The organism is Blautia sp. AM23-13AC (genome assembly GCF_003435675.1).
Taxonomy (GTDB): Bacteria; Bacillota; Clostridia; order Lachnospirales; family Lachnospiraceae; genus Fusicatenibacter; species Fusicatenibacter saccharivorans.
The window spans coordinates 16,883-41,582 of sequence record NZ_QTUL01000007.1 but is presented as its reverse complement, the minus strand read 5'-3'; the positions used below and the strand labels follow the sequence as shown (position 1 = coordinate 41,582).

Sequence of the window (24,700 nt, the reverse complement as noted above, 5' to 3'; positions counted from 1 at the left end):
CAAAATATACTTTTTAGAACACAATATAACACTTTTTTGCAAAACATGCTTTTATTCCTCGTCCAGCCAGTGTTTCGGATCAACTTCCAGAAACCTCGCCCGCACAAATCTTTTCTTCTGATCATACGGCACGGTACAGTCAAAAATTGTCTTGCATGCAATTCCGTGATCGCGGATCGATGGCGAACACGTCGGATCGTTTGACGGATCGAGCGGATGACACCGGACACCTGGGATCGTGATGATATCCGCATCGCCCTGGAATCGTGTGTTCATTGCCCAAAGGACATCGTTCATATCGAAGCAGTCCACGTCCTCATCCACGAGAAATACATGTTTCAGTTCACTGAATGCAGAAAAAGCCAGCAGCGCCGCCTGACGCTGTCTTCCCTCATCACTTGGACCAAGCTTTTTAAATTGAAGAACAGCCATATATTTTCCGCCGCCCGCAGAACCACAGTACACATTCCGGAGTCGTCCCGGCATTGCTTTTTCTACCATGCCATAGATACTCGCTTCCGTCGGAATGCCCGCCATGGAAACATGTTCCTCGCTTGGTCCGATGCAGGTCTGCATGATCGGATTTCGCCGGTGTGTTACCGCTTTTACTTTAATCAGGCGGCACTGATCGCTCGCCGGACCGGTATAACCCGGAAATTCCGGCATGGCGTAACCGGTGTGGCTGTTCTGATCTTCCTGCACACGCACGCCCGGGATAACCTCGCCCTCGATCACATACTCTGCATTCGCAATTGCCATCTCATTTACCGAAACGCAATGGCACAGTTCCACCGGCTCTTTCCGCAGCGCACCTGCAACCGAAAGCTCATCGTAACCAAGCGGTGTTGTCGGCGGCTCAAAGCAGGAACCGATCTCAATCGCAGGATCGACGCCGATGCTGATGGAAATCGGCAGTTTCTGGCCAAGCTCCTCCGCACGGTCTGCCATCGCGCCGATATGGCGTGCACCCGGCGTGAAGAAAATCGAAAGTTCGTCTTTTCCCTGAATACAGAGACGGTGAATCGTCACATCGTGCAGCCCGGTATCCGGGTGGGAAGCGTAACACATGCCAAGCGTGATGTACGGGCCTGCGTCATCCGGCGTGTTGGTCGGTGCCGGGACGAGGCGGTTCAGATCAAAATCGGGATCCGTCGCCAGATGCACAACCTCCTGACACGGCGGCGCACCCTGAAATTCCACCGGTGCAACCGGCTTTTCCACGCTGTGATACAGCATTTTCCCAAGATTCTCCGGCTCACAGTCCAGAAGTGCAGCCACACGCTTCCGGCTCGCCAGGACACCGATCGCAACACTTGCGTCCGGGTGGCCTTTGATATTGCGGAAAATCATTGCCGGTCCTTCTTTCGTCGGACGTTTTACCGTTCCGCCCGCGCCGACATAGCGGTAAACTCCGGCAAGCTCCGCCATCGGATCAACTGCAACATCCGTCTCGGCAAGCTGTCCCGGCATATTTTTCAATCGTTCCAGCGCACTGCGCAGATCTCTTACTTTTTCAGCCATAATCATTCTCCTTATTCCCCAAATCAAAACTGTCTCATAGAATGTTCTTTTTTGTACTCCATTCAGCCAGCAAATCCATCGGATCCTCTCCATCCACTTTCCCTGCTGCATGTTTTATCCTTTTTTATTTTAAAAAGAAACCTTTGTGGAATCAATTCGATCTGTGGTACAATTGTTTCCAGAATGGAATGAATGAAATAGAATGATTTTCAAAAGGAGGTTCTCTCTTATGACCATGGAACAGATCGACTTTTTTCTGATGACCGTCCGATGCGACACTTTTTTAGAAGCTGCAGAAAATCTTCATATCGCACAGTCCACGCTCTCGAAGCAGATCCAGAAGCTGGAATCCGAACTGAATCTCACCCTCTTCGACCGCACCCGCCGCCAGGCGGTTCTGACTCCGGCAGGCGAGCTGTTCTGCCAGGAAGCCTCAGAGCTCTCCCGCCAGTATCATCAGATGCTGCAGAAAATGCGCCACTTTAAAGAGTCGGAACGCCAGCCGCTCCGCGTCGGCTCTCTTCCGTTTCTGACGCAGTATCATCTCACCTCCCGCATCCGCGCTTTCGCACATACGCATCCGGAGGTTGAACTGATGCTGGAAGAGTGTGAAGAAAACGAGCTGATGGACGGTCTGCAGTCCGGTCGTTTTGATCTTGTCATTGCACGGGATTCCATGATCTCACCGCAGAAATATCACTTTGTACCTCTCGCAAAGGATCGTCTCTGTGTGATGCTCCCCATCGATCATCCGCTTGCAGAAAAATCTTCCCTGACAATCGCTGACATTGCCAGAGAACCTCTGATTCTTATGCATCCCTATACCTCGATTTATCAGCTCTGTATGCAACTATTTGAAAAGGCAGACCAAAAACCGCACATCCTGCGCACTGCCCGCCTGGAATCCATAATAAGCTCCGTGGAAGTCGGCGAAGCCTTAAGCCTGTTTGCCGGGAGTAACTTTGCATTGTTCCACCACCCAAACGTCACCGCCGTTCCTCTGCGCGACGCACCGCCTCTTGTGATCGGTGCCGCGTATCCGCTCAAAATGAAAGCATCAAAAAAGCCGGGAAATATCTCTGCACAGACGCTGAAATCATTTGTCTTTTTTATTCAAAATCCCGTATAAAAACACGCTTCTGGTGCTTTCAAACATGCCAGCGGCGTAACGCTGACGCAGCATGAGACAGACCTATGGTTAATAGCAGGCAAAAACAAAAATAGCTGGTAAAATGTCTGACGATCGCCGGAACCGATATTTACCATCCGATCCAGGACGATCTGACCGGTGCGGAAATCGCGTTTGGCGGTGATATGATTCGTTCTCTGAAAAACGACAACTATCTTGTTATGAAAACCGAGGCACAGGGATTTCCAGGATGGACGCCATACAAGGGCCAGCTCCGCCAGCAGGCTTACAGCCATCTTGCCTCCGGTGCAAACAGCGTCATGTACTGGCACTGGCATTCGATTCATAATACGCTCTGGCATCATAATTTCCCATGCGGTTTATCTAAGCCCAAAAAAGAAGCATGTTTGTTTTTTCAAACACGCTTCTTTTTTTTGTATGCTTTTTTATATTCTCTTTTACTTTGTATCCTTTTTACTGAACTGCCTCAAATGCCTCATCCAGATCCTCGATGATATCGTCGATGTTCTCGGTACCGATGGAAAGACGGATGGTGTTTGGTTTGATTCCCTGATCCAGCAGTTCTTCCTCGGTGCACTGGCTGTGTGTAGTGGTTGCCGGATGGATCACCAGAGATTTTACATCGGCAACGTTAGCCAGCAGGGAGAACAGCTCCAGATTGTCGATGAAATCTTTTGCTTTCTGTGCATCGCCTTTGATTTCGAAGGTGAAGATGGAACCGCCGCCGTTCGGGAAGTATTTTGCGTACAGTGCCTGCTGCTCCGGATCATCGGATACAGACGGATGATGTACTTTTTCTACCTGTGGCTGGCTCTCCAGATATTTTACAACCTTCAGCGCGTTCTCTACATGACGCTCTACACGGAGAGACAGTGTCTCAAGTCCCTGCAGAAGCAGGAAAGAGTTGAACGGAGAAAGAGTTGCTCCTGTATCACGCAGAAGGATCGCACGTACTTTTGTAACGAATGCAGCAGGTCCAACTGCTTTTGTGAAGCTGATGCCGTGGTAGCTCGGGTTTGGCTCGGTTAGGGATGCGAATTTGCCGGATCCCTCCCAGTCGAATTTACCGCTGTCTACGATCACACCGCCAAGGGTAGTTCCGTGACCGCCGATAAATTTAGTTGCAGAATGAACAACGATGTCTGCGCCATACTCGATCGGACGAACGAGGTATGGAGTTGCGAAGGTATTATCGACAACCAGCGGAATTTTGTTCTCATGTGCAATTTTTGCAAGTGCTTCGATATCGACAACATCAGAGTTCGGGTTTCCGAGGGTCTCGATATAAATGGCTTTTGTGTTCTCCTGAACGGCTGCGCGAACCTCATCCAGATCGAATACATCAACAAATGTGGTGCTGATGCCGTACTGTGGAAGGGTGTGTGCCAGAAGGTTGTAGGAACCACCGTAAATGTTCTTTGCAGATACGATATGGTCGCCTTTCTGTGCCAGGTTGATGATGGTGTAGTTGATAGCTGCTGCTCCGGAAGCTACTGCAAGTGCCGCAACGCCGCCCTCCAGTGCTGCCATTCTCTGCTCGAAAACGTCCTCGGTCGGGTTGGTCAGACGACCGTAGATGTTTCCTGCATCCTGGAGTCCGAATCTTGCTGCCGCATGATCGGAGTTATTGAATACGAAAGAAGAGGTCTGATAGATCGGCACTGCTCTTGCTCCGGTTGCCGGATCCGGATTTTCCTGCCCTACGTGAAGCTGTAAGGTTTCAAATTTAAGATTTCTTTCTGCTCTTGTTTTTTTGCTCATGATTGTATTCTCCTGTTCTGTTTTTCGTTTTTCTATTTCTTTTCATGTTCGATTTTCTATTATTTATCGGAACCGGTTGTCATCTTGCTTTGTCCATGCTGCAATGCGGCTCCGTTTTCTTTCGGTTTTATCTGCTTACACTGCAACACATGACATCATAGATCACGATTCGATTCTCTGCGAAAACTGCTCTCATTCACTTCGCTTCCTCTCGTTTTGGTGATATTTCCTATCTGTTTACAAGGATTATTATAGCGACAGTCTTCTGCTTTGTCCAATATAGAAAATTGATGGCTGGTTATAGGCTTTTCCTATAGCTATTCTTTATCGCCAATATTTTTTCTTCTGAAATTTCTATATCCAATCATGCTACATAAAACAAGATAACAAATGCAATTCATCTCCCACAAGATGGGACTCGCAGCTTGCGAAAAGCCTTTTTCAAACACACTCCGAAGATCAAAGTCTTCTTGTTTCTCCTTTTTTACAGCACAAGCTCCTTATATTTCCGAATTTCTTCCAAATACTGCTGTCCCAGTGCGCTGATCGACATACCCTTCCTGGAAATATAACCGATCATCATGTTTTCCTCCGCGTGAAGCGGCACAGCGCGGTAGTCACTGCCGTTTAATTCCTCACAGATAATGCCGGAGCAAAGCGTATAACCATTCAGTCCGACCATCAGATTCAGCATGGTCGCACGGTCATTTGCCTTAATGATTCTCTTATATTCATACGTCGAAAGCACTTCCTCTGCCAGGAAGAACGAATTGTTGCTTCCCTGATCAAATGACAGGCATGGATATTCCTTCAGCTCCTCCATGGTGATCTCCGCCTGATCCGCAAGCGGATGATCTTTCCATAGATAGACGTACGTTCCGCAGGAAAACAGGTCGTGAAACTCGAGGTTATTATCCTTCATCAGCTTGTTCAGCACCTTCGCATTAAAGTCATTCCGATACAAAATCCCAAGCTCACTCTTGAAGTTTTTTACATCCATCAGCACATCGTACGTTCTCGTCTCATAAACCGCAAACTCGTACTCATCCATACCAAACTGCTTCACCAGCTCCACAAACGCCTTTACGGCAAAACTGTAATGCTGCATCGACACGCTGAATTTTTTCTTTCCCTTGGTGCGATAAATATAGCGGTTCTCGAGAAGCTGATACTGGTCTGTGACCTGACGTGCGTAACCCAGAAACTCCTCGCCCTCCGGGGTCAGTACTGTTCCGTGGCTGCTGCGCTTGAACAGCTCAATTCCAATCTCTTTTTCCAGCTCCTTGATTGCTCCGGAGAGACTCGGCTGTGAAATATAGAGTGCCTTTGCCGCCTCATTCATGGATCTGGAATCTGCGGCCCGAATTACGTAGCGAAGCTGTTGTAATGTCATAAGTAAAGTTCCCTTTCTGGTATAAATTAATATGCGAAACTGCCATTCGCGGTGGAGAGAAAATGCCGCGGATGGCAGTGTTCGCTGATATCTATTATTTTAAAATCTGAAGCTGTTCCCTTTTATTTGGCAAACAGGGCTGTGGAATAGTATCTGTCTCCGTTATCCGGCAGGAGCACAACGATGGTTTTGCCTTTATTTTCCTCTCGTTTTGCGAGCTGGATCGCCGCATACAGAGCTGCTCCGGAGGAAATTCCTGCGAGAATCGCTTCCTCGGCTGCCAGATATCTTCCGGTCTCGAAAGCGTCCTCATTTTCTACTTTGATGATTTCATCGTAAATGCTGGTGTTCAGGGTATCCGGCACAAAGCCTGCGCCAATTCCCTGGATTTTGTGCGGTCCGGAAACGCCGTCGGACAGTACCGGGGAGGATGCCGGTTCTACTGCTACGATTTTTACTTCCGGTTTTTTCTCTTTTAAATATTCACCCGTTCCGGTGATGGTTCCGCCGGTGCCGACACCTGCAACAAAGATATCAACCTCTCCGTCGGTGTCTTCCCAGATCTCCGGTCCTGTTGTCTTTTTGTGGGTTGCCGGGTTTGCCGGGTTCACAAACTGGCCTGCGATAAAGCTGTTCGGAATCTCTTTGGCAAGCTCATCGGCTTTCTCGATTGCACCATTCATTCCCTTCGTTCCATCGGTCAGAACAACTTCTGCGCCGTATGCTTTTACAATATTGCGGCGCTCCACACTCATTGTCTCCGGCATGGTAAGGATCATGCGATAGCCTTTTACGGTTGCTGCCGCTGCCAGTCCGATTCCGGTGTTTCCGGAAGTCGGCTCAATGATAACGGAACCTTCTTTTAAGAGACCTTTTGCTTCAGCATCCTCAATCATCGCTTTTGCAATACGGTCTTTGACGCTTCCTGCCGGATTGAAGGATTCTACTTTTGCGATCAGTTTCGCCTGCAGTCCTTCTTTTTCTTCAATTCGTTTCAGTTCTACCAGCGGTGTCTTTCCCACAAGATCCAGAATGCTGTCATATACCTTTGCCATCGTTGATTTCCTCCTTACTTTTGCGCTCTTTTCTCTATTTCCTTATTTCCTATTGAGTTTGTATGTTTTAAGTTGGTTCCATCTTATTCCAGTTGGATGGAAATGTCAACACATTTCACTGGTATGATTAGAAAAAATCCTTACACTCCCTTTGCCAGGGCAATACTGACCGCCATTCCGACCAGGGAAGAGAGCAATGCACCCGCCAGTGTATACCGCGTTTTTTTGATGTGGACCGCTCCGAAATAGACCGCCATCGTATAAAAAACCGTCTCCGTGCACGACATCATAATCGAAGCCGCCCGTCCGGCAAAGGAGTCACAGCCCGCCTCTTTGTAGAGATCCAGCAGAAGACCCACCGCCGCGCTGTTGGAAAAGAGACGCACAACACCGAGCGGTACCAGCGCAGACGGGATTCCCGCCGGTTCCAGCACGGTTCCAAGCAGTTTTCCAAATTCCTCCAGAAATCCCGATGACCGCAGAACACCGACCGCTGCCATCAGCCCGATCAGAGTCGGCACAATACCGATCACTGTCCGCATGCCGTCCTTCGCCCCGTTCAGAAAATCGCCGAACACATCCTGTTTCATCAAAAGCCCCAGTCCGACCACATAAAAAATCAGCACGGGAACCATCAGATCCGAAAGTGCCGAAAGAATACGCAAAAAAATCCCCTCCCCGGAAAAATCCTATCAGATACACTCCGATACAATTTATTCCGCGGGCGGGGATTTATGTAATTTTATTTCACTTTAATCTGAAACAGACGCGCCATATACGTCTCCGGGAAGTGAATCTGCAGCGTCTTGCTGTAGTCATCGTAATGGAACACATCGCCGCAGGCCTTCGGGTAAATGCAGCTTACTTCCAGCTCTTTTCCCGGGAATGCACGGTCAAGCGGAACCTCAAAACCGGCCTCTCCGCCGCGTCTCCACACACCAAGATAAATTACATCTCCCGGCACACGGATTCCGGCTGCGAGGTGTTTTTCTTCATTGTCTGCCCATCCCATCGGCCAGAACGGAACGCCGTCCTTGATGCCGCTGCGGATCTCTTTGTAGCAGTCAATTCCCTCTTTTACAAGTTCAAACCGCTCCGGCGAAATTTCTGCGAGATGGCCGCTTTGGTGAATACGAAGCAGCAGCGCATTGACCATATTGAAAATAACTTCCTCTTCGGTGCCGTCCCGCAGCGGATACGACCAGATCGCCGCCTGCTCCGGCGTCACGCCGATGGCTGCATTCGCCGAAATCGTCGCATAATTGCGGTAATCCTCCTGATCGCTCGTCGACTGAATGCTGTTTCGCGCCAGCATCGCATAGTCCATCCGAAGACCGCCGCTCGAGCAGTTCTCAATGACAAGATCCGGATACTTTTTGTAGATGCCATCCAGCCATGCCAGATACGCTCTCTCATGCTCCAGAAGACCGTCTCCAAAACTGTCTGCATCCACTTCCGTACCAATACCAGGCTCAATATTGTAGTCCATCTTGATATAGCCGACACCGTAGTCCCGTACCACACGGTCGATGACTTCGGTCACATGCTCAATCACAAGCGGATGACGGAAATCCAGCTGATAACGGCTTCTGTCATACACACGCTTGCCGTGGCGCAGGAAGAAGCACTCATCCGGCAGAATGGAAGCCTTCTTACAGTTGATACCCATAACCTCCAGCTCCAGCCAGACACCAGGAATCATGCCCTTCGAACGAATATAATCCGTCACCTCACGCACTCCATTCGGAAAGCGCTTTTTACTCTCCTGCCACTCACCGACACTGTCCCACCAGTTGCCGTCCGCATACCAGCCGGCATCAATGACAAAATACTCACATCCGGCCTTCTCTGCCGCATCCACCAACGGGAACTCTTTTTCTGTGGTCGGATCTCCAAACAGACAATTCATATAATCATTGAAAATAACCGGCAGATTTTCATTATCTTTGTTCGGACGGCGGATCTTTCTGCGGTACTTCGTCAAAGTACCAATCGCTTCCTCGAAATCATCATGACCTACGCCGACAGCCACCGGAACCGTTGTAAAGGAATCTCCCGGCTTCAGGTTCTTCGACCAGTGTGACTGAATCTCTGTCGGACCGCTCACCGCCAGATAAAAATGGCAGTTCTGATCTCCGATCTCATAATGCCAGGAACCACTGTGGTCAATCTCAAAAAACAGACTCGAATCTGCCGCACTGTTTCCAATATATCCCATCGGCACATATTTCTTCGCCGACCAGTTGCCCGTATTCGTAATCTCAATCGTCTTCGAAGTTCTCTGATAATTATGCGGCTGCGTCTGCGCCATGCCAAGATCTGCAAACCGGTACTTCTTCACCGTCAGCTCCTTCTGCCATCCATTGTGAACCACAACCATCGACATCTTGTCATCCGAGCTGACAAACTCCGGAATTCCCTCTTTCTGTTCCTTCTCAATACCCCAGTAACTAAAACTCGAAATGTACTCCAGTGTCTGGTCTTCCTTTCCTTCGTTCGTCACTGTATTGTACATTCTCGCAACCGGAATCCCATCAAAAAACTGCATCACAGACTCCACCTTCGTGCCCGTCACATCATCCGACTGCACAATCCGAAGCAGATCACCCTTCTCATTTCTCTCCTCCGAAATCGAATCAAACTTCAGCATAAAGCCCGGAGCCGTCACAATATACTTATTTCCATGCTTCTCATACGGCCGGTTATACCCCGAAAAATTCACCTGCACCAGCTGGAAGCTCTCCTTAATCTGAGCTTCCCGCATTCCTTCCATCATCCACACTCCATCCGGCTTCCGGCAAAGATTCTCCGCGTCAAACGGTGCATGTGAAAAATGAAACAGCTTCAGCTGATTCTCTTCCGTCACCCCAAACACAATATGAATTCCATTCACATCATAACAAATCAGCTCTGCCTTGATCGGGGTCTCAATCCTGCTCGTCCATTTCTGCATCTTAAAAACCCTCCTTTGGAAATTTTTCTCATATTTCCAGCATATAACTTGTCCCCTCTAAAGTCCAGCACATTCTTGCTTTTTCCATCCTATTCTTTTCAACCATCTTGCGCCGATCCGCCCTTCAGGCGGATCCAGACTTTCCTCCCGTTCTCACTCCCAGCTCACGCGCCAGCCGTTATTTCACAACCCCAAACGTCGCAATCTCAAACTCCCGGAGTGTCACATGATACACCCCGTTCTCATCCGGGCAAAGTACCTCACCCTTCTCTTCCACTACATTACTGCGGTAAACCTCTTTCATCCAGCTCTCCTTTCGGAAGGAAAGCACCTCATCCTGCGGCATATTGTTCACAAACCGCACAAACAGATCGTCCTTTGCAAGTCCCTTCTTAAACGCCGTCAGATGAATTCCTTCCCCTTCAAAGCGGAGGAAGCTCATTTCCAGCGGCATCTCGCCCGATACGAGTTCCGGTTTTACCTGACCCGGCTTTCTGAGCCATGCCTTTGAAAGGCCGGCCTGTGCTGCTGTCAGATCCTGCTGGAATGCATAACCCTCGGCAAATGCCTCGCCTGTCTTACCAGCTGCATAAGGCACAACTTCAAACTCCAGGGTAAACGTTCCGATCTGCTGCGCCTTTGGCGTCGGGAAATAACCCCAGTCGCCCATCTCCGCAACGGAACGAAGCAGCGTTACCGCAATCGCATTCTCCTCATCCGCCAGAACCTCATATTCATACAAGCCTCGGTTTGCCACAAGAAGACCATTTGTCTCATCTTCCATTGCAGCAAAACACTGCTGTCTTTCACATCCGCAAGGATTCGTCCAGGTACCATTATGACGGTTATTTCTCTTCACAACCTCAAAGGCAGAATCTGCCAGATGCGTAGACGTATTCAGACCCGTCGGCATTACAACGCGGACTCTGTGATCCTTTGCCTGATTACAGATCGTCGTTGCGACATGCAGACCTTTTCCCGATTTTTCCAGTGTCAGAACCGTCTTTACTTCCATCGGAACCAGTTCCTTCGAACGGTTTGCCACACGCGTATATGGGTCAATACACATCTCACGCTGTCTCTGCAGTTCCTCTCCCATACCAGACGGAATCATCATTTCGTGACAGATCTCAACTACCGTGCGGAATGTATTTTTCTCCACACAGCGAATCTCAGCTTTCATGCCTTTCGTTGTGATTGTCTGTTTTCCAGAGTCCTGAATATAAATATATTCATTTCCCATATCTCCGGTATCTTCATAGAATCCCAGATTTTCATACGTTCTTCCGGTTTCCTTATTCAGAATCTGGTAGGAACCGTCCTCATTGACCGTAACTTTCAGGTTTTCATTTTCCAGAACACGCTCATTCGCAAAATCTGCAGAGGTTTCCTGGTTCTGATCCGGCTCTGCCTGCTCCAGATAATATGTTGCATATCCCATCGCCGGAACTTCTGCCTCAAACGTTACCAGCACCTTCTTTGCCATATATGGCTGACGGAACCGGTCATCCGGCAGATCGTACCCGAAGGAAATTCCTGCATTTTCGATTTTTGCCGGAACTGCATTTCCGTTTGCATCGCGAAGCACCAGATTTGGCATTTCTACAGCCTCCGCCGCCTCATAACCATCCCATACAAACAGATTGTAATCGCGGAACAGGTGCAGTTCTTTTGCAATGACCTGTTTTTTCGCGGTGCCAGAAGTATTCCATACAACGAACGGAATCTTTTCGCTGTTTCCAGGAAGTGCCGCGGTATTCACCTGATCGGTCAGATATTCTACACTCTCATCGTAAATCGCATCCGCCACCTGTCTGCTCTTCGCAAAGCGGGTTTTCATTTCTTCATTTACTTCATCGACGCTGCAGCCGCAGATGCTGTCATGCGGATGATTCTGCATCAGCTTTTTCCAGCTGTAAATCATCTGGTCTTCCAGGTATGCTTTGCCAAGCACCTCTGCCATGGCTGCCGCCGGTTCTGCTTTCCGCTCCAGCGCTGTTTCGCCGGCACGGTTGTCCACTTTCAGTCCCATCCAGGAAGAAGCGGTGTTTGCCAGTGTCCATCTTCCGTCTGTTTCCTGGCTTGTCAGCTCGCCTTTTACCGTAGAGAAATTCTCGGAAATTTCTTTTTCCATTGCCTTTACATAGGTTTTGAAATCCGAATGAATAAATTCAATGTCCGGGTACAGTTTCCGTGCGACACGGATTGCCTCGGTAATGTCCTTCTGCAATGGCTGATGGTCGCATCCGTTCATCATCAGAAGCTGATGTGTTGCCGCAAATTTTCTCGCATCGGCCAGTTTTTTGTCCCAGTAAACTTTTGCTTCTGCCTCATCCACCGGAATCTCCACTCCGTTGTTATACCAGTTTGCAAACAGAATACCCGGCAGTTTCGTTCCGTCCGGGGATGCCCACATCATTTCGGAATACGTGGACTCATACTGTCCTCCGGTTACCTCATTATTCGGTCCGATCGGTTTTACGCCGCGTCCGAATACAACCGCATCCATGCCCGCCTGCTTCAGCACCTGCGGCATCTGTCCCGCATTTCCGAATGCATCCGGGAAATAACCGACATTTCCGATCGCTCCGTAACGCGCTGCTTCCTGCATGCCGACCTGAAGATTGCGGACACATGCCTCACCGCTGGTCAGAAACTCATCCTGCAGAATGTACCACGGGCCAGTCTGGATTTTTCCTTCACGGACGCATTTTTCCACCTGCTCGCGTTTTTCCGGGCGCACTTCCAGGTAATCGTCCAGGGCAATCGTCTGTCCATCCAGGAAAAATCCGCCAAATTCCGGATCGTTCTCTGCTTTTTCCAAAATATTGTCTACCAGCTCAATCAGTTTCATTCTGTGTTTTTCAAAAGACTGATACCACTCTCTATCCCAGTGGGAATGGGAAATAATATGAACAGTTGTTTTCATGATGTGTTTCCTCCTGTTATAAAAATGATTTTCAAACTTAAAACTCTTTCTATTTAAGTCTTGTTCCTGTATTGCCATGTTGATTTGATATATCATATCATAAAAAAACGCAATGCTTCTGTCAAGTATTTCTGCATTTTTCCTACGTTTTTCCATGATTTTATATCATTTTCTTTTTATTTGATATATCATTTTTAGTTTGACTTATCTTTTTCCCGAGATTATAATACAAAGCAAGTCGATATCACACTTTTACAAATACAGTTGTCACCAATCATACTATTTGAGGAATTTTACAGACATGGATAGAAATAAAAGAATAACGAAACCCAAATATGAAATCATCAAAGAAGCTCTTTTAGAGCGCATCCGCACCGGACAGTTTTCTTCCGATGCCGTGTTCTGCACGGAAAAAATGCTCTCGGAGCAATATGAGGTAAGCCGCATCACAGCAAAGCGGGCGATTGAAGATCTGGAACAGCAGGGAATCCTGTATCGAAAACGCGGCGTTGGAAGCTTTGTCTCGCAGAAAATCCCACCGGTTTCCTCCTCCGCATCAGAAACCGACAGCAAATCAAAAATGGTTTCCCTGCTGCTTCCCTTTGCCACAACACAGGGAAACATTTCGGAAACGATTGGTTCCTTAAGTGCCGCACTGGCGGAAAAAGGATACTTTTTAAGCATTCATATCACCGGCTCTTCCTCTCCGAAGGAACGTGCCACACTGGAACTGCTCCGTTCTCAGAATATCGCCGGACTTGTCTACTATCCCAAGCGTGACAATATCCACCTGGAACAGTTAAACGATTTCCTGTTTGCAAACCGCCCGGTTGTCATCATCGACAAGCAGACCGACTGTCCGTATTTAAACAATGTTGTCTGCGACAATTACGATGGCGGACGGCAGCTCACCCGCCACCTTCTGGAACAAGGGCATCGCAACATCGCCTTTTTCACAACAGCTCCCCTTTCCGAAACCTCGTCGGTCCGTGATCGTTTCGGCGGATTTTTGCACGAAATAAAAGCCGCCGGAATCATGCCCGATTCCCGGCAGCTTATCACCTGGCCACATGCACTTTCTACAGAAGATGCCCTTTCAACAGAAATCACACCTTTTCAACAGCAGCTCCTTACCCTGCGGCAAAATGGAATTACTGCACTTCTCGCAGAAAATGATCAGGTTGCCGAACTCATCTTTCTCGCCTGCCGTACCATTGGCCTTAGGATTCCGGAAGATCTCTGCCTCTGTGGTTTTGATGACACGAGTCTCAGCCGGAGTCTTGAAATTACCTCTATTCATCAGGACTTTGAAAGCATCGGACGGGAAGCCAGCCGGATTCTCCTTTCCACACTGGAAAACCCTGCGGCGGAACCGGAAAAAATTGTACTGCCGGTGACACTTGTTCCCCGGGCATCCTCGCTTCGAATGATAAAAACAGAATCCTAAAACCAGATCATTTTTCATCTGAATTTTCTTCCAGAAATTTTCGGATCTTCTCTGGCGGCAGCAATGCATAAATACTTTTATGGAATGTTGCCGCCACTTCCAGTTCTCCGTAATATCCTGTACGCACATCACAATTTCCCTGGAACGCCTCCCGCAGTGTCGCATTCAGCGCTGCTCCCTCATCACTGTCCATAAAATCTTTCAGCATCCGGCAGCAGGTGTGCGTGTTTTCATAATAGCGGCGGTATGCCGGATGAAATTCCCGCATCCATCCGCTCACGGATACACAGAACAACGCCGTCGGATGGATCACCGGCTGATAAAGAAGACGCCATTTTTCCTGCTGTACTGGATCTACCGCAAACGCAAGCAAAGAAACTTTCAGCTCTTCCATAAAACCCGGATAATCTTCCTCCGTCAGAGAGATAATTTTCTGATTGCGCAGATACTGGTTGATATTCGTCGCATCAATCTGCTCCGGAGAAATGTACTGTAAATAACGGGACATCATTTTCAAATCCGTACCTGCGTGCTCAATCGTATGCTGTGTGATTTTCTGCCACAAAAACTGCTGATATTCCGTAACCGGCGTATCCAGATATGCCATCCACAAATACTGTGCCAGCAGCCGGGCATCCCGGGATTCCATCTGATTCCGGGTAGGATCCTCCGGGCAAAAATCGGTATCTGCAAGCATCCCCGCAAGCTGTTCAAGCGACTGGCACACAGGAAGCTGTCCGCTCAAACGATCCATTTCGCTGATCGTCTGCTGAATGGTAAGCATCTGCGACTGGAGTGCATTCAGCTGTTTATGCAGATAAAATGGTGTTGTGCGCGGCTTGTGAAGAATCGCGCGGATATCCGCCAGTGAAAGTCCTGCCTCGCGCAGCTTGCGGATGATAAAAAGTTTTTGAATATCTGCTTCTGAAAAATCATGGTAACCGTTATGTTCATCAACAACAGGCGAGATCATCTTCTGATCGATATAATAATAAACCGTCCTCCTGGACAATCCTGTTTTTTTGATTACTTCCTGAATTCTCATTGTTGCACCCCGTTTTTCCTTTTGTCCAGTCATTCCCCCGCATTCTGACTGTTTCTCTTTTTTTTCACTCTTTTTCTTTCTGTTTTTCCGCTTTTTTCGTTTTGATTTTATAAAAGCATACACCTGGTGTATACTTTTGTTTCCTATTATATCCTGTTTTCCCTCAAAAAGCCACGTAACAATTCTCTTTTTCCATAGAAATCTTCTGCTTTTGAGAAAAGAATGCTGTTTATTTCTGAAAAAATTTGCATTGACTGTCCACCAACGATATCCCGTATAATAAAGGAAAAGATTTGCAACAAAATTTAAGAGAAAGGAAATATCCCGTTTTTTGTATTCTCCAAAACGAATCGTCATTCAGAGTCAAATGATTTTTCATGCAAAATTCATTTTTCTCCGAATCGTTAAAAAAATAAAAACTACAGCCTGCATAATCAGTTTTCATTGATATAAAAAAACGGGATCGGGTGAATGGTATGATGTTAAAAGATAAAGTTGCAATTGTTACCGGCGGAACCAGAGGAATCGGCTATGCCATTGTGCACAAATTTCTGCAGAACGGCGCGAAAGTCGTCCTGTTTGGATCCCGGGAAGAGACCGTTGCAAAAGCGGTTGCATCTTTAAAAGAAGAAAACCCGGACTGGGAAGTTTCCGGTGCATGGCCAAAGCTGACCGATGCAGCTGCCATGGTAGATGAGATCAACAAAGTCAAAGAAAAATACGGCAAAATCGATATTCTTGTGAACAACGCCGGTGTCTCAGACAGTACGCCAATTGACAAGTATACCGCAGAGCGCTTTGCCAGTGTCATGGATCTAAATGTCAACGCCATGATGAACGGCATCCTTCCAACCGTTGCTATTATGAAAGAACAGGGCGGCGGCTGTATTTTAAATACCAGCTCAATGGTCAGCATCTGCGGCCAGCCGGGCGGCGTTGCCTATCCATCCAGTAAATATGCGGTCAACGGTCTGACCTGGTCCCTCGCACGGGAACTTGGTCCTTTCCATATCCGTGTAAACGCGGTTGCACCTGGCATCACCCGTACCGATATGGTTGCCGCACTTCCAAAAGAAATGATTGATCCACTCATCAACCGCATTCCTCTTCGAAGAATTGGTGAGGCAGAAGACATTGCAAACGCATTCCTCTTCCTGGCAAGCGATATGGCTTCGTATGTAACCGGAGAAATTCTTTCCGTGGATGGTGCGATGAGATCCTGATTTATTTTTCATCCAGTTGTACACCATTTTCTGATTTTGAGGTTATCTACGTAAAATCTATAGTTTTATAATAGGAAAAATCCTGCAAGACGTTAAACTATCTCTCAACCTTCCGCTTTTCATTTTGAAGATTGGGAGGCCGTTCATGTCCCACAGGATTTTTTCCTATATAGCAGCAGATATTCTCAATCCGATTCGCTGCTTATTGTTTTTCACCATGGAAGCAAGGGACTTCCTTGATTTGGTTAAATCATATTTGGAAACTTCTAAAGTGTCAGTCGACGTAGTTAGAAAAACAGCATCACCAGCCCCAGCGCACAAAGCAAAATTCCCGTCACGCGGTTCAACATTTTCACATTTGCCCCGTTGGCCCATTTCGCTCCAATCTGTGCAAAGACCAGGGTACTGATGACACAGGCAATCAGAATTGGAATGTCCGGCGCGCCGCCGATATAAAAATGAGAGATTGCACCGGTCAGAGCTGTAAAGGTCATAATAAAGACGCTCGTTCCAACTGCTGTTTTCAGCTCATATCCGAGCACGCTTGTCAGCACCAGAAGCAGCATCATGCCACCGCCTGCTCCGACAAATCCACAGATAAATCCAATCACAACACCGCAGAGAATCGACTGCTGGATTTTCTGTTTTTCTGATTTGTTTGCCTGTACTTCTTTCGTCGTCATGATCGGACGGATGATAAATTTCAGTCCGACAAACAGTGTCATCACTTTCGAAAATCCGCCCATGGTTCCATTTGGCACAAGCGAAGATACGAAGCTGCCGACCAGTGTAAAAATCAGAACAGATATCAGCATAATCACGCCGTGGCGGATATCAATGTTTTTATTCTTTTTATAAGTCCAGGCACTTACTCCTGATGCCAGCACATCCGATGCCAGCGCAATGCCAATCGCCTGATAAGCCGGCATGTGTAAAAAGGTAATCAGCATCGGTGAAACAACGGCCGCTGCGGAGAGTCCCGCAAGTCCCGTGCCAAGGCCGGCGCCAAGACCAGCCACAATACATACGATAAGTTGTGTTATTGTCATAGTTTTTCTGTCATCCGCTTAGATCCGTTGCACTTTTCCTGTACTTTGCCATTTAGGGGCAGATGACTGTTTTCCTCCTCTTTCTGTTTTTGTTTTGTCTTATTTTTCTATTATGTTCTTCTCTCTGGCTTTCAGCGTTTTTATTTTTCCGTCACGTTCCTCCGAATCAGCTCGCATAATCTGAGAAATTCTTCCCTGTCTTCTCTGGAAATTCCGGAAAACAACGATTCTCCAAACGCTCTCTGGCAATCCTGTCCAAAGCGGATAATTTCTGATGCACTTTCTTCTAGCTTCAAATGCACTTTCTTGCGATCCGCCGCATCTGTTTCTTTTTGAATGTATCCTTTTTCACACAGCTTGTTCACTGCCAGTGAAACATGCGATTTCTGCATTTTCCGCACACGCACAATATCCACTGCAAGATCAAACTGGCTGTTATTCGCAAGAAACAGCAGAACATCCACTTCCGCAGCTGACAGATCATAACGCACCATGACCTTTTTTCGGTACTGGTTGTATTTTCGTTCTACCTCCACTGCAAATTGCCATTGTTCATCAAACATACTTTTTCACCTTCTTTTTTAACTTGATATTCTTATTTGTTCTATTTTGAACTTTTTTGTATAATAGTTCTTTTTTGAACATTTGTCAAGGAGTGTACACGGAAAACGTTCGAACTTATAAATCTAAAGTATTTTTATAAAGTGCAGAAAATTATATTCTTGACTCTATAATTATTGTAGGGTTTACTATAATCGTAACATTCTACAACAGGAGGTTTCCCTATCATGGAACGAAACTTAACAACCGGCAGTATCTGGAAAAATATTTTCTATTTTTCGCTGCCTTATCTCTTATCGTATTTTCTGCAGACGCTCTACGGCATGGCAGATCTTTTCATCATCGGTCAGTTTGACGGTGCGGCCGGTACAACAGCCGTTTCCATCGGCAGTCAGGTTATGCATATGATTACCGTTATCATCGTGGGACTTGCCATGGGAACGACTGTCAGCATCGCGCAGGCCGTCGGCGCAAAAGATAAAAAGCAGGCATCACGCTGCACAGGAAATACCATCACTTTATTTCTCGGTGTTTCCGTCGTGCTGATGGTAATCCTGCTTCTTCTGGTAAAGCCGATCGTACTTGTGATGTCCACACCATCCGAAGCCGTTTCCGGCACCGTCGCTTATCTGACGATCTGTTTCATTGGTATTCCATTCATCACCGCGTATAATATCATCAGTTCCATCTTCCGTGGACTTGGTGATTCGAAAAGCCCGATGTACTTCATCGCAGTCGCATGTGCGGCCAATATCGCACTCGACTATCTCTTTATGGGCGCCCTGCATCTTGGTCCATCCGGTGCCGCGCTTGGAACCACGCTTTCCCAGACACTCAGCGTCATTCTGGCACTGATTGCGATCCGCAAACGTGATACTGGCATCCGTCTTACCCGGTCGGATCTCTCCCCTCAGACAGCTGTGATGGGACAGATTCTTAAAATCGGTGTTCCGATCGCCCTGCAGGATGGTTTTATTCAGATCGCCTTTATCATCATTACCATCATCGCTAACCGGCGCGGTCTGGAAGCAGCGGCTGCAGTCGGTATTGTAGAGAAAATCATCAGCTTCCTGTTCCTGATTCCATCTTCCATGCTTTCCACTGTTTCGGCGCTCGGCGCGCAGAACATCGGTGCTGGAAAGCAGAAGCGTGCCGAACAGACCATGTGGTGTGCTGCACTGATTGCTGTCGTTTTCGGACTGATCGTCGCTATTACGATTCAGTTTATTTCCGTTCCTGTGGTCTGTCTTTTCACAACAGATGCGGAGGTTGCACGCCTCGGCGGTCAGTATATCCGCGGTTATATCTGGGACTGCATTTTTGCTGGAGTCCACTTCACCTTCAGCGGCTATTTCTGTGCCTGCGGACGGTCGGAATTTTCCTTCCTGCACAATATCATTGCCATTCTGCTTGTTAGAATCCCCGGTGTGTATCTGACTTCCATCTGGTTCCCGGACACGCTGTTCCCGATGGGCATTGCAACGGCATGCGGATCTCTGACCTCTATTATCATCTGCCTGCTGGTGTTTCGGTACTTAAAGAAGAAACCGATTCGTACTGCTGTATAAATTTTCTTTGGAGATATCTTTATGACAGACGATCGCAGGAAATCACCTTAATTGACAACGGAATGACAAGCGATCCAGAAAAATTTGTAACAGAAATCCGAATCCCGATTCGACCTTCGGATTCTTTTTAAAAACAACAACCGGGAATATCTGATTTTTTGATTTCAGATATCCCCGGTTGTTGTTTTCTTTTGTTTTTTTCGGCCTTTTCTACCACACCGGCTTCTGCAGGCAGAACGGCAGTTCCAGTCCATTTTCCTCGAGAAGTTCCTGGTTCGTCAAAATTTCTTTTGCATCTCCATCGCAGACAATGCACCCGCCGGACATCAGAATCACGCGACTGCACGTTTCCAGAATCATGTCGAGATCGTGCGATGCGATGATTTTCAGATGTTCAAAATCGTTCAGAATGTGGATCAGTGATCTGCGGTTTCTGGGATCGAGTGCAATCGATGGCTCGTCCATCAGGATAATATCCGGTGTCATAGCGAGAATCGTCGCGATCGATGCCATTTTTTTTTCTCCGCCCGACATTTTGTAAATTTGTTTGTCCCGCAGATGCTCGATGTGAATCTGTTTCAGTGCATGGTTTACACGTTTTTCCACCTCTTCCTCCGGCAGCCCGTAATTTCGCGGAGCAAATGCAACATCCTCAAATACCGTCGACATGAAAAGCTGGCTGTCGGAATCCTGGAATACGTAGCCGATTTTTTCGCGCACTTTAGGAAGCATCTCTTTTACAACCGGCATTTCCTCCACACGGATGCTGCCCTCGTAGTCCAGATTCAGCCCCACCAGAAGTTTCAGCAGCGTCGATTTTCCAACACCGTTCGCACCGATCAGTCCGATGCTGTCATTTTCGTGTGCAGTAAATGTGATGTCCTGTAGAATCGGGACTGATTTTTCGTAAGAATAATTAACATGTTCAAAATTGATGTGAATATGGCTCATTTTTGATATCTCCCGACAATTCTTTTCTCTTCCCGCGTGCAGGCAACTGCACCAGGTTGCTTTTCTACTTCTTCCGACTTGTTGCAAATAGATGTCTTCCCACGCAGTGCTTCATCCCGTTACTTTCAGTACGGCAAAAAGTACAAGCCACACACCCATATACAGCCAGTCCTTCGCTTTGCACGGCTCCTTCGCTGTATAGTAAAATTCTCCCTGATAGCCACGCAAAGTCATGCTTTCATACACCTCATTTGCGCGGTCCATGCTGCGCAGAAGCAGCTGGCCGGCCAGTGTTCCCCATACCTTGAAATGAACACCCTTCTGATTCGGCGCGCGCAGACTGTACGCCTGGGTCATACGGTTTGCCTCTTCAAGAAGTACCGTGACATAGCGGTACGTCAGCAGCACCTGTGTCACCAGAATGGCAGGGATATGAACCAGACGCAGTGCATAACAGATTTTCTCGATGGATGTTGTCGCAATCAGAAGATACGCCGCCAGTACGCTGTAAATACCTTTGATCATCAGCGTCACCATGGAAAGCATCCCTGCTGTCAGCGGAGCAGTACCAATATGCCCGATTACCTGACGGTCAAAGATCGGATTGAACAGCCCCACAAAACAGACGAGCGGCAGAACAATCCGAAGCCGCCGGATGCTGTCGCTTAACGAAATTTCGCCGACAATAAAGAGCACAATCGGATAAATTCCCATGCGCAGCAGGCCGGTCAGATCGTACTTTGGAAAGGACATCGTTACGGTCAGAAAAACAATCGTCAAAACGAGTTTAACCAGTGGATGAATTTTGTTCACCCACTGGTCTTTCGCCGCAAGCATGTCCATATGATGAATTTCATATAATGCATTGCCAAGTTTATTCATTTTTCTCCTGTTCCGTGCAGCTTATGACTTTTTCTTTTTAAAGAAACGGAATGCATAGCATGCACCGACACAGACAATAAGAACAACTGCGGATCCCGCAATTCCGGAAAAGCTGGTTCCAAACGTGGAATCGGAATTTTTAAATCCATAGTCCGGCAGAAGTGCCGTTTTTTCCTGAATTTCTTCCGCCGCTGCATGTGCGCCGGTTCCGTCGTTTTCCAGTTCCGTCGAGCCAGTCAGACGCTCCATGGACCACTCAAGTCCATCCGGATTGGAGGATGCCGCAAGAGAAACAGCTCCGCCGATCACCAGTGCTGCGATGCCTAAAATCGCAATTGTCTTCTTGAAAGAAAATCGGCTCTTTGCCCTTTCTTCGCTGCACGAAAGCATCTCCGGGCGGGCTTCATAGACGAACAGCAGAACGGCCGCTGTAATCAGGCCTTCTACAAGACCAATCGCGAGATGAATCGGCTGCATTGTTGCCACAAATACCGAAAACGGCAGATCCGTTATGCCGGATGCAAGTGTTTCCAGTGCCACACTAAAAGCGCCAAGCTGCAGCGTCACCACGCACCCAAGGATGGAAGCACCTACAATCTTTCCGCGCGACATTCCCTTTTTCATCATCGGACGCCAGAACAGGAAATAGCCGAGAAAGCACCCATAAAACGCCATATTCCAGATGTTGCACCCGAGCGCCAGAAGACCGCCGTCCGCAAACAGCAGACACTGGATCAGCAGCACACCGATCATTGTTAAAAACGCGGCATACGGTCCGAGCAACGCAGTCAGCATCATACCGCCGCAGAGATGACCACTCGAGCCTGTGCCTGGAATTGTAAAGTTAATCATCTGCGCCGCAAAGACAAACGCACCCATCACTCCCATCACTGGGATCTTTTTCGGGTCGCTCTCCAGGCGTACTTTTTTTACAGAAAAACCAGCTGCTCCGCCGGAACAGACATACATTGTTGCAGCCACTGCAGGCGCAACCAGCGCATCAGCCATATGCATAATGTTCTCCTCCTTTTCGTTTTCTGTTTTTTTCTTTTTTTACTTTACTACGCTAAAATTCGTCCTGCAAGCCCCCGTGGGGGTTATTTTTTCAGATTTTTCCGCGATCCTTTTTGTTCACTTTTACCGATTTTTTATGAACATTTTGTTTAAAATTAAAGGGTGACTTTTTAACATTTATATGGTATTCTATAGACAACACAGACGGATACCCCGGTGTCGGGAGTCCGTACACACACTATCTCGAGGACAGGATTCCTGTCCGATCCGCGGCCGCCTGCACGTCATCGGGTCGCCGCGGTTTTTTCTATAGAAAAAAGCCCTCCGGGCAGGATCGCACTGCGGAAGCGAGGAATTATGTCGCTTTTTCAACCCGCTGCAGCCAAAGAATCCCATAAAGCAGGATTCTTTCTTAATTGTAGTGCCAAAACCGGTTCTTTACGGGTTCTGGCTGTATTTTCGAGTATTGGTGTGAATTTTATCTTGATGAGAAGGAGACTCTCTTATGAGCACAGAGAACTTAGAACACGAAGATCAAAACAGAACACCAGAACCGACCATTGATATCCGGAGCAATGAAGCACCCGCTGATCCGGAACAGGAAATTGTTTCCCAGGGTGTTCACAACTACAGCGCCGCTGAAACGTATGTGCGTCCGACCGATCCGGCCATTCTGCAGCAGCTTGAGTGGTTCCAGGACCAGAAACTGGCACTGATGATGCATTTCGGTCTGTACTGCCAGCCGGGTATGGTTGCTTCCTGGGCATTAAGTGACAAGGATTCTGACTGGTCCCGCCACCAGGTAAACTGGGCAGACGGAGAAACGTTCAAAAAACAGTATTTTAATCTGAACCGTTCGTTCAACCCAGTCCGCTTCCAGCCGGAGGAGTGGGCACAGATGGCAGAGGACTGCGGGTTCCGCTATCTGATTCTGACCACAAAGCATCACGACGGATTCTGCCTCTGGGATACGAAATATACCGATTATAAGACAACCGCAGAGGACTGCCCGTTCCATGAGCACAAAAATGCGGATATCGTGAAATCCATGTTTGATGCATTCCGTGAGAAAGGCATCGGCATCGGCGCTTACTTTTCCAAAGCAGACTGGCACTGCCCGGACTACTGGAATGAGAAGCTTAGAAAAGACGGCATGACATCCCGCGGACCATCCTACGATCCGAAGGAGTACCCGGAAGTGTGGAACCGTTTTAAAGAATATACAAAGAATCAGGTGCTGGAGCTCTGCGAGAATTACGGCAAGCTGGATATTCTCTGGTTCGATGCCGGCTGGGTGTGCGAGCATAACGGACAGGATATTGATCTTGGCGACATCGTTGACGAAGCGCGTAAGATTCAGCCATGGCTGCTTTCTGTTGACCGTACCATCGGCGGCGCTTATGAGAACTACGTTACCCCGGAGCTCTGCATTCCGGAAGAGCCGCTCGGTGTTCCGTGGGAGAGCTGCCTGACACTCGGCGTAGACTTTACGTACGAATACGGCGATCACTACAAATCTCCACGTGAACTTGTCGGCCTGCTTGTCAACATCGTTGCCAAAGGCGGAAACATGGCACTGAACGTCAGCCCGCAGCCAGACGGCCGTATCCCGGTCGACGCCTGGGACAGCCTGAACGGCTTTGGACAGTGGATGAAAACATACGGCGACGCCATCTACGGAACCCGTATCTGCGCACCGTACCAGAGCGGAAACCTTTCGTTCACACAGAAGGGTGACTCCGTGTATGTATTCCGGCTGTATCCGACGGTGCAGGAATCGGTAGAGGCTGAGATTTTCGTGCCGTATACAGAAGAGAAGATTTCGGAGATCTGCATGGTGGAGAATGGGGAAACGGTTGCTTTCAGAGAAGTGGAAGGCGGACTTTGCATCACCGTTCCGGCAGGATACCGAAGAGGCTCAGCACCGATTGCGTTGGTGTTTGAGATGAAGAAAGCGAAATAATTTTTTTAATCAATAAAATACCGGAACAATATCATTTTACTTTGACATTGTTCCGGTATTTTTACTTTTGATATCTTTCTATCCTGCATTCATGCTCTTTCGTAGCCTTATCTTGACACTCCCCACAGCTAAAGCAGGGGATTCTTGTTTCTTCCACTACTGCATTGACGAATACCTTACGGTACTGCAATGTCTTACACAGTGTCCACAAGCTATGTTTATCCTGTTCCCGTAT

At 47.9% G+C, this 24,700-nt stretch carries 18 protein-coding genes and 2 pseudogenes; 7 read left to right on the top strand and 13 right to left on the bottom strand.

Going from position 1 to position 24,700, the window contains the following annotated elements:
* Positions 1-51 precede the first annotated feature (51 nt).
* Complete coding sequence (locus tag DW642_RS09425) at positions 52-1,521, bottom strand: UbiD family decarboxylase (RefSeq protein WP_055226200.1); 1,470 nt, start codon at positions 1,519-1,521, stop codon at positions 52-54.
* Positions 1,522-1,750: 229 nt separating this feature from the next.
* Here DW642_RS09425 and DW642_RS09420 point away from each other — a divergent pair, with 229 nt between their 5' ends.
* A complete protein-coding gene (locus tag DW642_RS09420; protein WP_158555008.1) occupies positions 1,751-2,650 on the top strand; it encodes a LysR family transcriptional regulator in 900 nt (299 codons plus the stop codon).
* Positions 2,651-2,751: 101 nt separating this feature from the next.
* Positions 2,752-3,006, top strand: a pseudogene (locus tag DW642_RS16650) (beta-galactosidase); the annotation flags it as partial.
* A 118-nt stretch (positions 3,007-3,124) separates the two neighbouring features.
* Here DW642_RS16650 and DW642_RS09410 read toward each other — a convergent pair.
* Positions 3,125-4,432 carry an O-acetylhomoserine aminocarboxypropyltransferase/cysteine synthase family protein gene (locus DW642_RS09410; protein WP_117510022.1) on the bottom strand — a complete coding sequence of 436 codons (1,308 nt, stop codon included), beginning with the start codon at positions 4,430-4,432 and terminating at the stop codon, positions 3,125-3,127.
* A 358-nt stretch (positions 4,433-4,790) separates the two neighbouring features.
* Here DW642_RS09410 and DW642_RS16780 point away from each other — a divergent pair.
* A pseudogene (locus DW642_RS16780) lies at positions 4,791-4,889 on the top strand (DUF6783 domain-containing protein); the annotation flags it as partial.
* A gap of 27 nt (positions 4,890-4,916) precedes the next feature.
* Here the strand turns inward: DW642_RS16780 and DW642_RS09405 are convergent.
* The 5 genes from DW642_RS09405 to DW642_RS09385 all read right to left on the bottom strand — a co-directional run bounded on the left by DW642_RS09405 (position 4,917) and on the right by DW642_RS09385 (position 12,762).
* On the bottom strand, positions 4,917-5,825 hold the full coding sequence (locus DW642_RS09405) for a LysR family transcriptional regulator (RefSeq protein WP_117510021.1): 909 nt from the start codon (positions 5,823-5,825) through the stop codon (positions 4,917-4,919).
* Positions 5,826-5,947: 122 nt separating this feature from the next.
* Positions 5,948-6,880 carry a cysteine synthase A gene (gene cysK, locus DW642_RS09400; RefSeq protein ID WP_117510020.1) on the bottom strand — a complete coding sequence of 311 codons (933 nt, stop codon included), beginning with the start codon at positions 6,878-6,880 and terminating at the stop codon, positions 5,948-5,950.
* Positions 6,881-7,020: 140 nt separating this feature from the next.
* Positions 7,021-7,545, bottom strand: a complete 525-nt coding sequence (locus tag DW642_RS09395; RefSeq protein WP_117510019.1) for a spore maturation protein — start codon at positions 7,543-7,545, stop codon at positions 7,021-7,023.
* 77 nt (positions 7,546-7,622) lie between these two features.
* Positions 7,623-9,833, bottom strand: coding sequence for a glycoside hydrolase family 36 protein (locus tag DW642_RS09390; protein ID WP_117510018.1), 2,211 nt, complete (start codon positions 9,831-9,833; stop codon positions 7,623-7,625).
* Positions 9,834-10,011: 178 nt separating this feature from the next.
* Positions 10,012-12,762, bottom strand: a complete 2,751-nt coding sequence (locus DW642_RS09385; RefSeq protein ID WP_117510017.1) for an alpha-mannosidase — start codon at positions 12,760-12,762, stop codon at positions 10,012-10,014.
* 301 nt (positions 12,763-13,063) lie between these two features.
* Between DW642_RS09385 and DW642_RS09380 the strand changes: the two genes are divergently transcribed.
* Positions 13,064-14,209, top strand: a complete 1,146-nt coding sequence (locus tag DW642_RS09380) for a substrate-binding domain-containing protein (protein WP_055226181.1) — start codon at positions 13,064-13,066, stop codon at positions 14,207-14,209.
* A gap of 7 nt (positions 14,210-14,216) precedes the next feature.
* On the opposite strand, the gene DW642_RS09375 is transcribed toward DW642_RS09380, so the two are convergent.
* Positions 14,217-15,254: a helix-turn-helix domain-containing protein gene (locus tag DW642_RS09375; protein ID WP_158555007.1), complete on the bottom strand. Its 1,038-nt coding sequence runs from the start codon at positions 15,252-15,254 to the stop codon at positions 14,217-14,219.
* 476 nt (positions 15,255-15,730) lie between these two features.
* Here DW642_RS09375 and DW642_RS09370 point away from each other — a divergent pair, with 476 nt between their 5' ends.
* A complete protein-coding gene (locus DW642_RS09370) occupies positions 15,731-16,477 on the top strand; it encodes an SDR family NAD(P)-dependent oxidoreductase (RefSeq protein WP_199596439.1) in 747 nt (248 codons plus the stop codon).
* A gap of 287 nt (positions 16,478-16,764) precedes the next feature.
* Here the strand turns inward: DW642_RS09370 and DW642_RS09365 are convergent, their stop codons facing one another.
* Both DW642_RS09365 and DW642_RS09360 read right to left on the bottom strand, forming a co-directional pair.
* On the bottom strand, positions 16,765-17,526 hold the full coding sequence (locus DW642_RS09365) for a sulfite exporter TauE/SafE family protein (RefSeq protein ID WP_117510014.1): 762 nt from the start codon (positions 17,524-17,526) through the stop codon (positions 16,765-16,767).
* Between the two features lie 140 nt (positions 17,527-17,666).
* Complete coding sequence (locus DW642_RS09360) at positions 17,667-18,089, bottom strand: MarR family winged helix-turn-helix transcriptional regulator (protein ID WP_055226165.1); 423 nt, start codon at positions 18,087-18,089, stop codon at positions 17,667-17,669.
* Between the two features lie 225 nt (positions 18,090-18,314).
* Between DW642_RS09360 and DW642_RS09355 the strand changes: the two genes are divergently transcribed.
* Positions 18,315-19,655 carry an MATE family efflux transporter gene (locus DW642_RS09355; RefSeq protein ID WP_117510013.1) on the top strand — a complete coding sequence of 447 codons (1,341 nt, stop codon included), beginning with the start codon at positions 18,315-18,317 and terminating at the stop codon, positions 19,653-19,655.
* Between the two features lie 210 nt (positions 19,656-19,865).
* Here the strand turns inward: DW642_RS09355 and DW642_RS09350 are convergent, their stop codons facing one another.
* The 3 genes from DW642_RS09350 to DW642_RS09340 all read right to left on the bottom strand — a co-directional run bounded on the left by DW642_RS09350 (position 19,866) and on the right by DW642_RS09340 (position 22,502).
* Positions 19,866-20,606, bottom strand: a complete 741-nt coding sequence (locus DW642_RS09350) for an energy-coupling factor ABC transporter ATP-binding protein (protein WP_117510012.1) — start codon at positions 20,604-20,606, stop codon at positions 19,866-19,868.
* 111 nt (positions 20,607-20,717) lie between these two features.
* The gene (cbiQ, locus tag DW642_RS09345; RefSeq protein ID WP_117510011.1) at positions 20,718-21,488 is read right to left on the bottom strand and encodes a cobalt ECF transporter T component CbiQ; all 771 of its coding nucleotides are present in this window, start codon (positions 21,486-21,488) and stop codon (positions 20,718-20,720) included.
* Between the two features lie 21 nt (positions 21,489-21,509).
* Positions 21,510-22,502 carry an energy-coupling factor ABC transporter permease gene (locus DW642_RS09340; RefSeq protein WP_117510010.1) on the bottom strand — a complete coding sequence of 331 codons (993 nt, stop codon included), beginning with the start codon at positions 22,500-22,502 and terminating at the stop codon, positions 21,510-21,512.
* 505 nt (positions 22,503-23,007) lie between these two features.
* On the opposite strand from DW642_RS09340, the gene DW642_RS09335 reads away from it, so the two are divergent.
* Positions 23,008-24,465 carry an alpha-L-fucosidase gene (locus DW642_RS09335; RefSeq protein WP_117510009.1) on the top strand — a complete coding sequence of 486 codons (1,458 nt, stop codon included), beginning with the start codon at positions 23,008-23,010 and terminating at the stop codon, positions 24,463-24,465.
* Positions 24,466-24,700 lie beyond the last annotated feature (235 nt).

Bases quoted from the DNA above. Each gene is read 5' to 3' on its own strand.
- DW642_RS09425 (WP_055226200.1), bottom strand. From the start codon at position 1,521: ATGGCTGAAAAAGTAAGAGATCTGCGCAGTGCGCTGGAACGATTGAAA.
- DW642_RS09420 (WP_158555008.1), top strand. From the start codon at position 1,751: ATGACCATGGAACAGATCGACTTTTTTCTGATGACCGTCCGATGCGAC.
- DW642_RS09410 (WP_117510022.1), bottom strand. From the start codon at position 4,432: ATGAGCAAAAAAACAAGAGCAGAAAGAAATCTTAAATTTGAAACCTTA.
- DW642_RS09405 (WP_117510021.1), bottom strand. From the start codon at position 5,825: ATGACATTACAACAGCTTCGCTACGTAATTCGGGCCGCAGATTCCAGA.
- cysK (WP_117510020.1), bottom strand. From the start codon at position 6,880: ATGGCAAAGGTATATGACAGCATTCTGGATCTTGTGGGAAAGACACCG.
- DW642_RS09390 (WP_117510018.1), bottom strand. From the start codon at position 9,833: ATGCAGAAATGGACGAGCAGGATTGAGACCCCGATCAAGGCAGAGCTG.
- DW642_RS09385 (WP_117510017.1), bottom strand. From the start codon at position 12,762: ATGAAAACAACTGTTCATATTATTTCCCATTCCCACTGGGATAGAGAG.
- DW642_RS09380 (WP_055226181.1), top strand. From the start codon at position 13,064: ATGGATAGAAATAAAAGAATAACGAAACCCAAATATGAAATCATCAAA.
- DW642_RS09375 (WP_158555007.1), bottom strand. From the start codon at position 15,254: ATGAGAATTCAGGAAGTAATCAAAAAAACAGGATTGTCCAGGAGGACG.
- DW642_RS09370 (WP_199596439.1), top strand. From the start codon at position 15,731: ATGATGTTAAAAGATAAAGTTGCAATTGTTACCGGCGGAACCAGAGGA.
- DW642_RS09365 (WP_117510014.1), bottom strand. From the start codon at position 17,526: ATGACAATAACACAACTTATCGTATGTATTGTGGCTGGTCTTGGCGCC.
- DW642_RS09360 (WP_055226165.1), bottom strand. From the start codon at position 18,089: ATGTTTGATGAACAATGGCAATTTGCAGTGGAGGTAGAACGAAAATAC.
- DW642_RS09355 (WP_117510013.1), top strand. From the start codon at position 18,315: ATGGAACGAAACTTAACAACCGGCAGTATCTGGAAAAATATTTTCTAT.
- DW642_RS09350 (WP_117510012.1), bottom strand. From the start codon at position 20,606: ATGAGCCATATTCACATCAATTTTGAACATGTTAATTATTCTTACGAA.
- cbiQ (WP_117510011.1), bottom strand. From the start codon at position 21,488: ATGAATAAACTTGGCAATGCATTATATGAAATTCATCATATGGACATG.
- DW642_RS09340 (WP_117510010.1), bottom strand. From the start codon at position 22,502: ATGCATATGGCTGATGCGCTGGTTGCGCCTGCAGTGGCTGCAACAATG.
- DW642_RS09335 (WP_117510009.1), top strand. From the start codon at position 23,008: ATGAGCACAGAGAACTTAGAACACGAAGATCAAAACAGAACACCAGAA.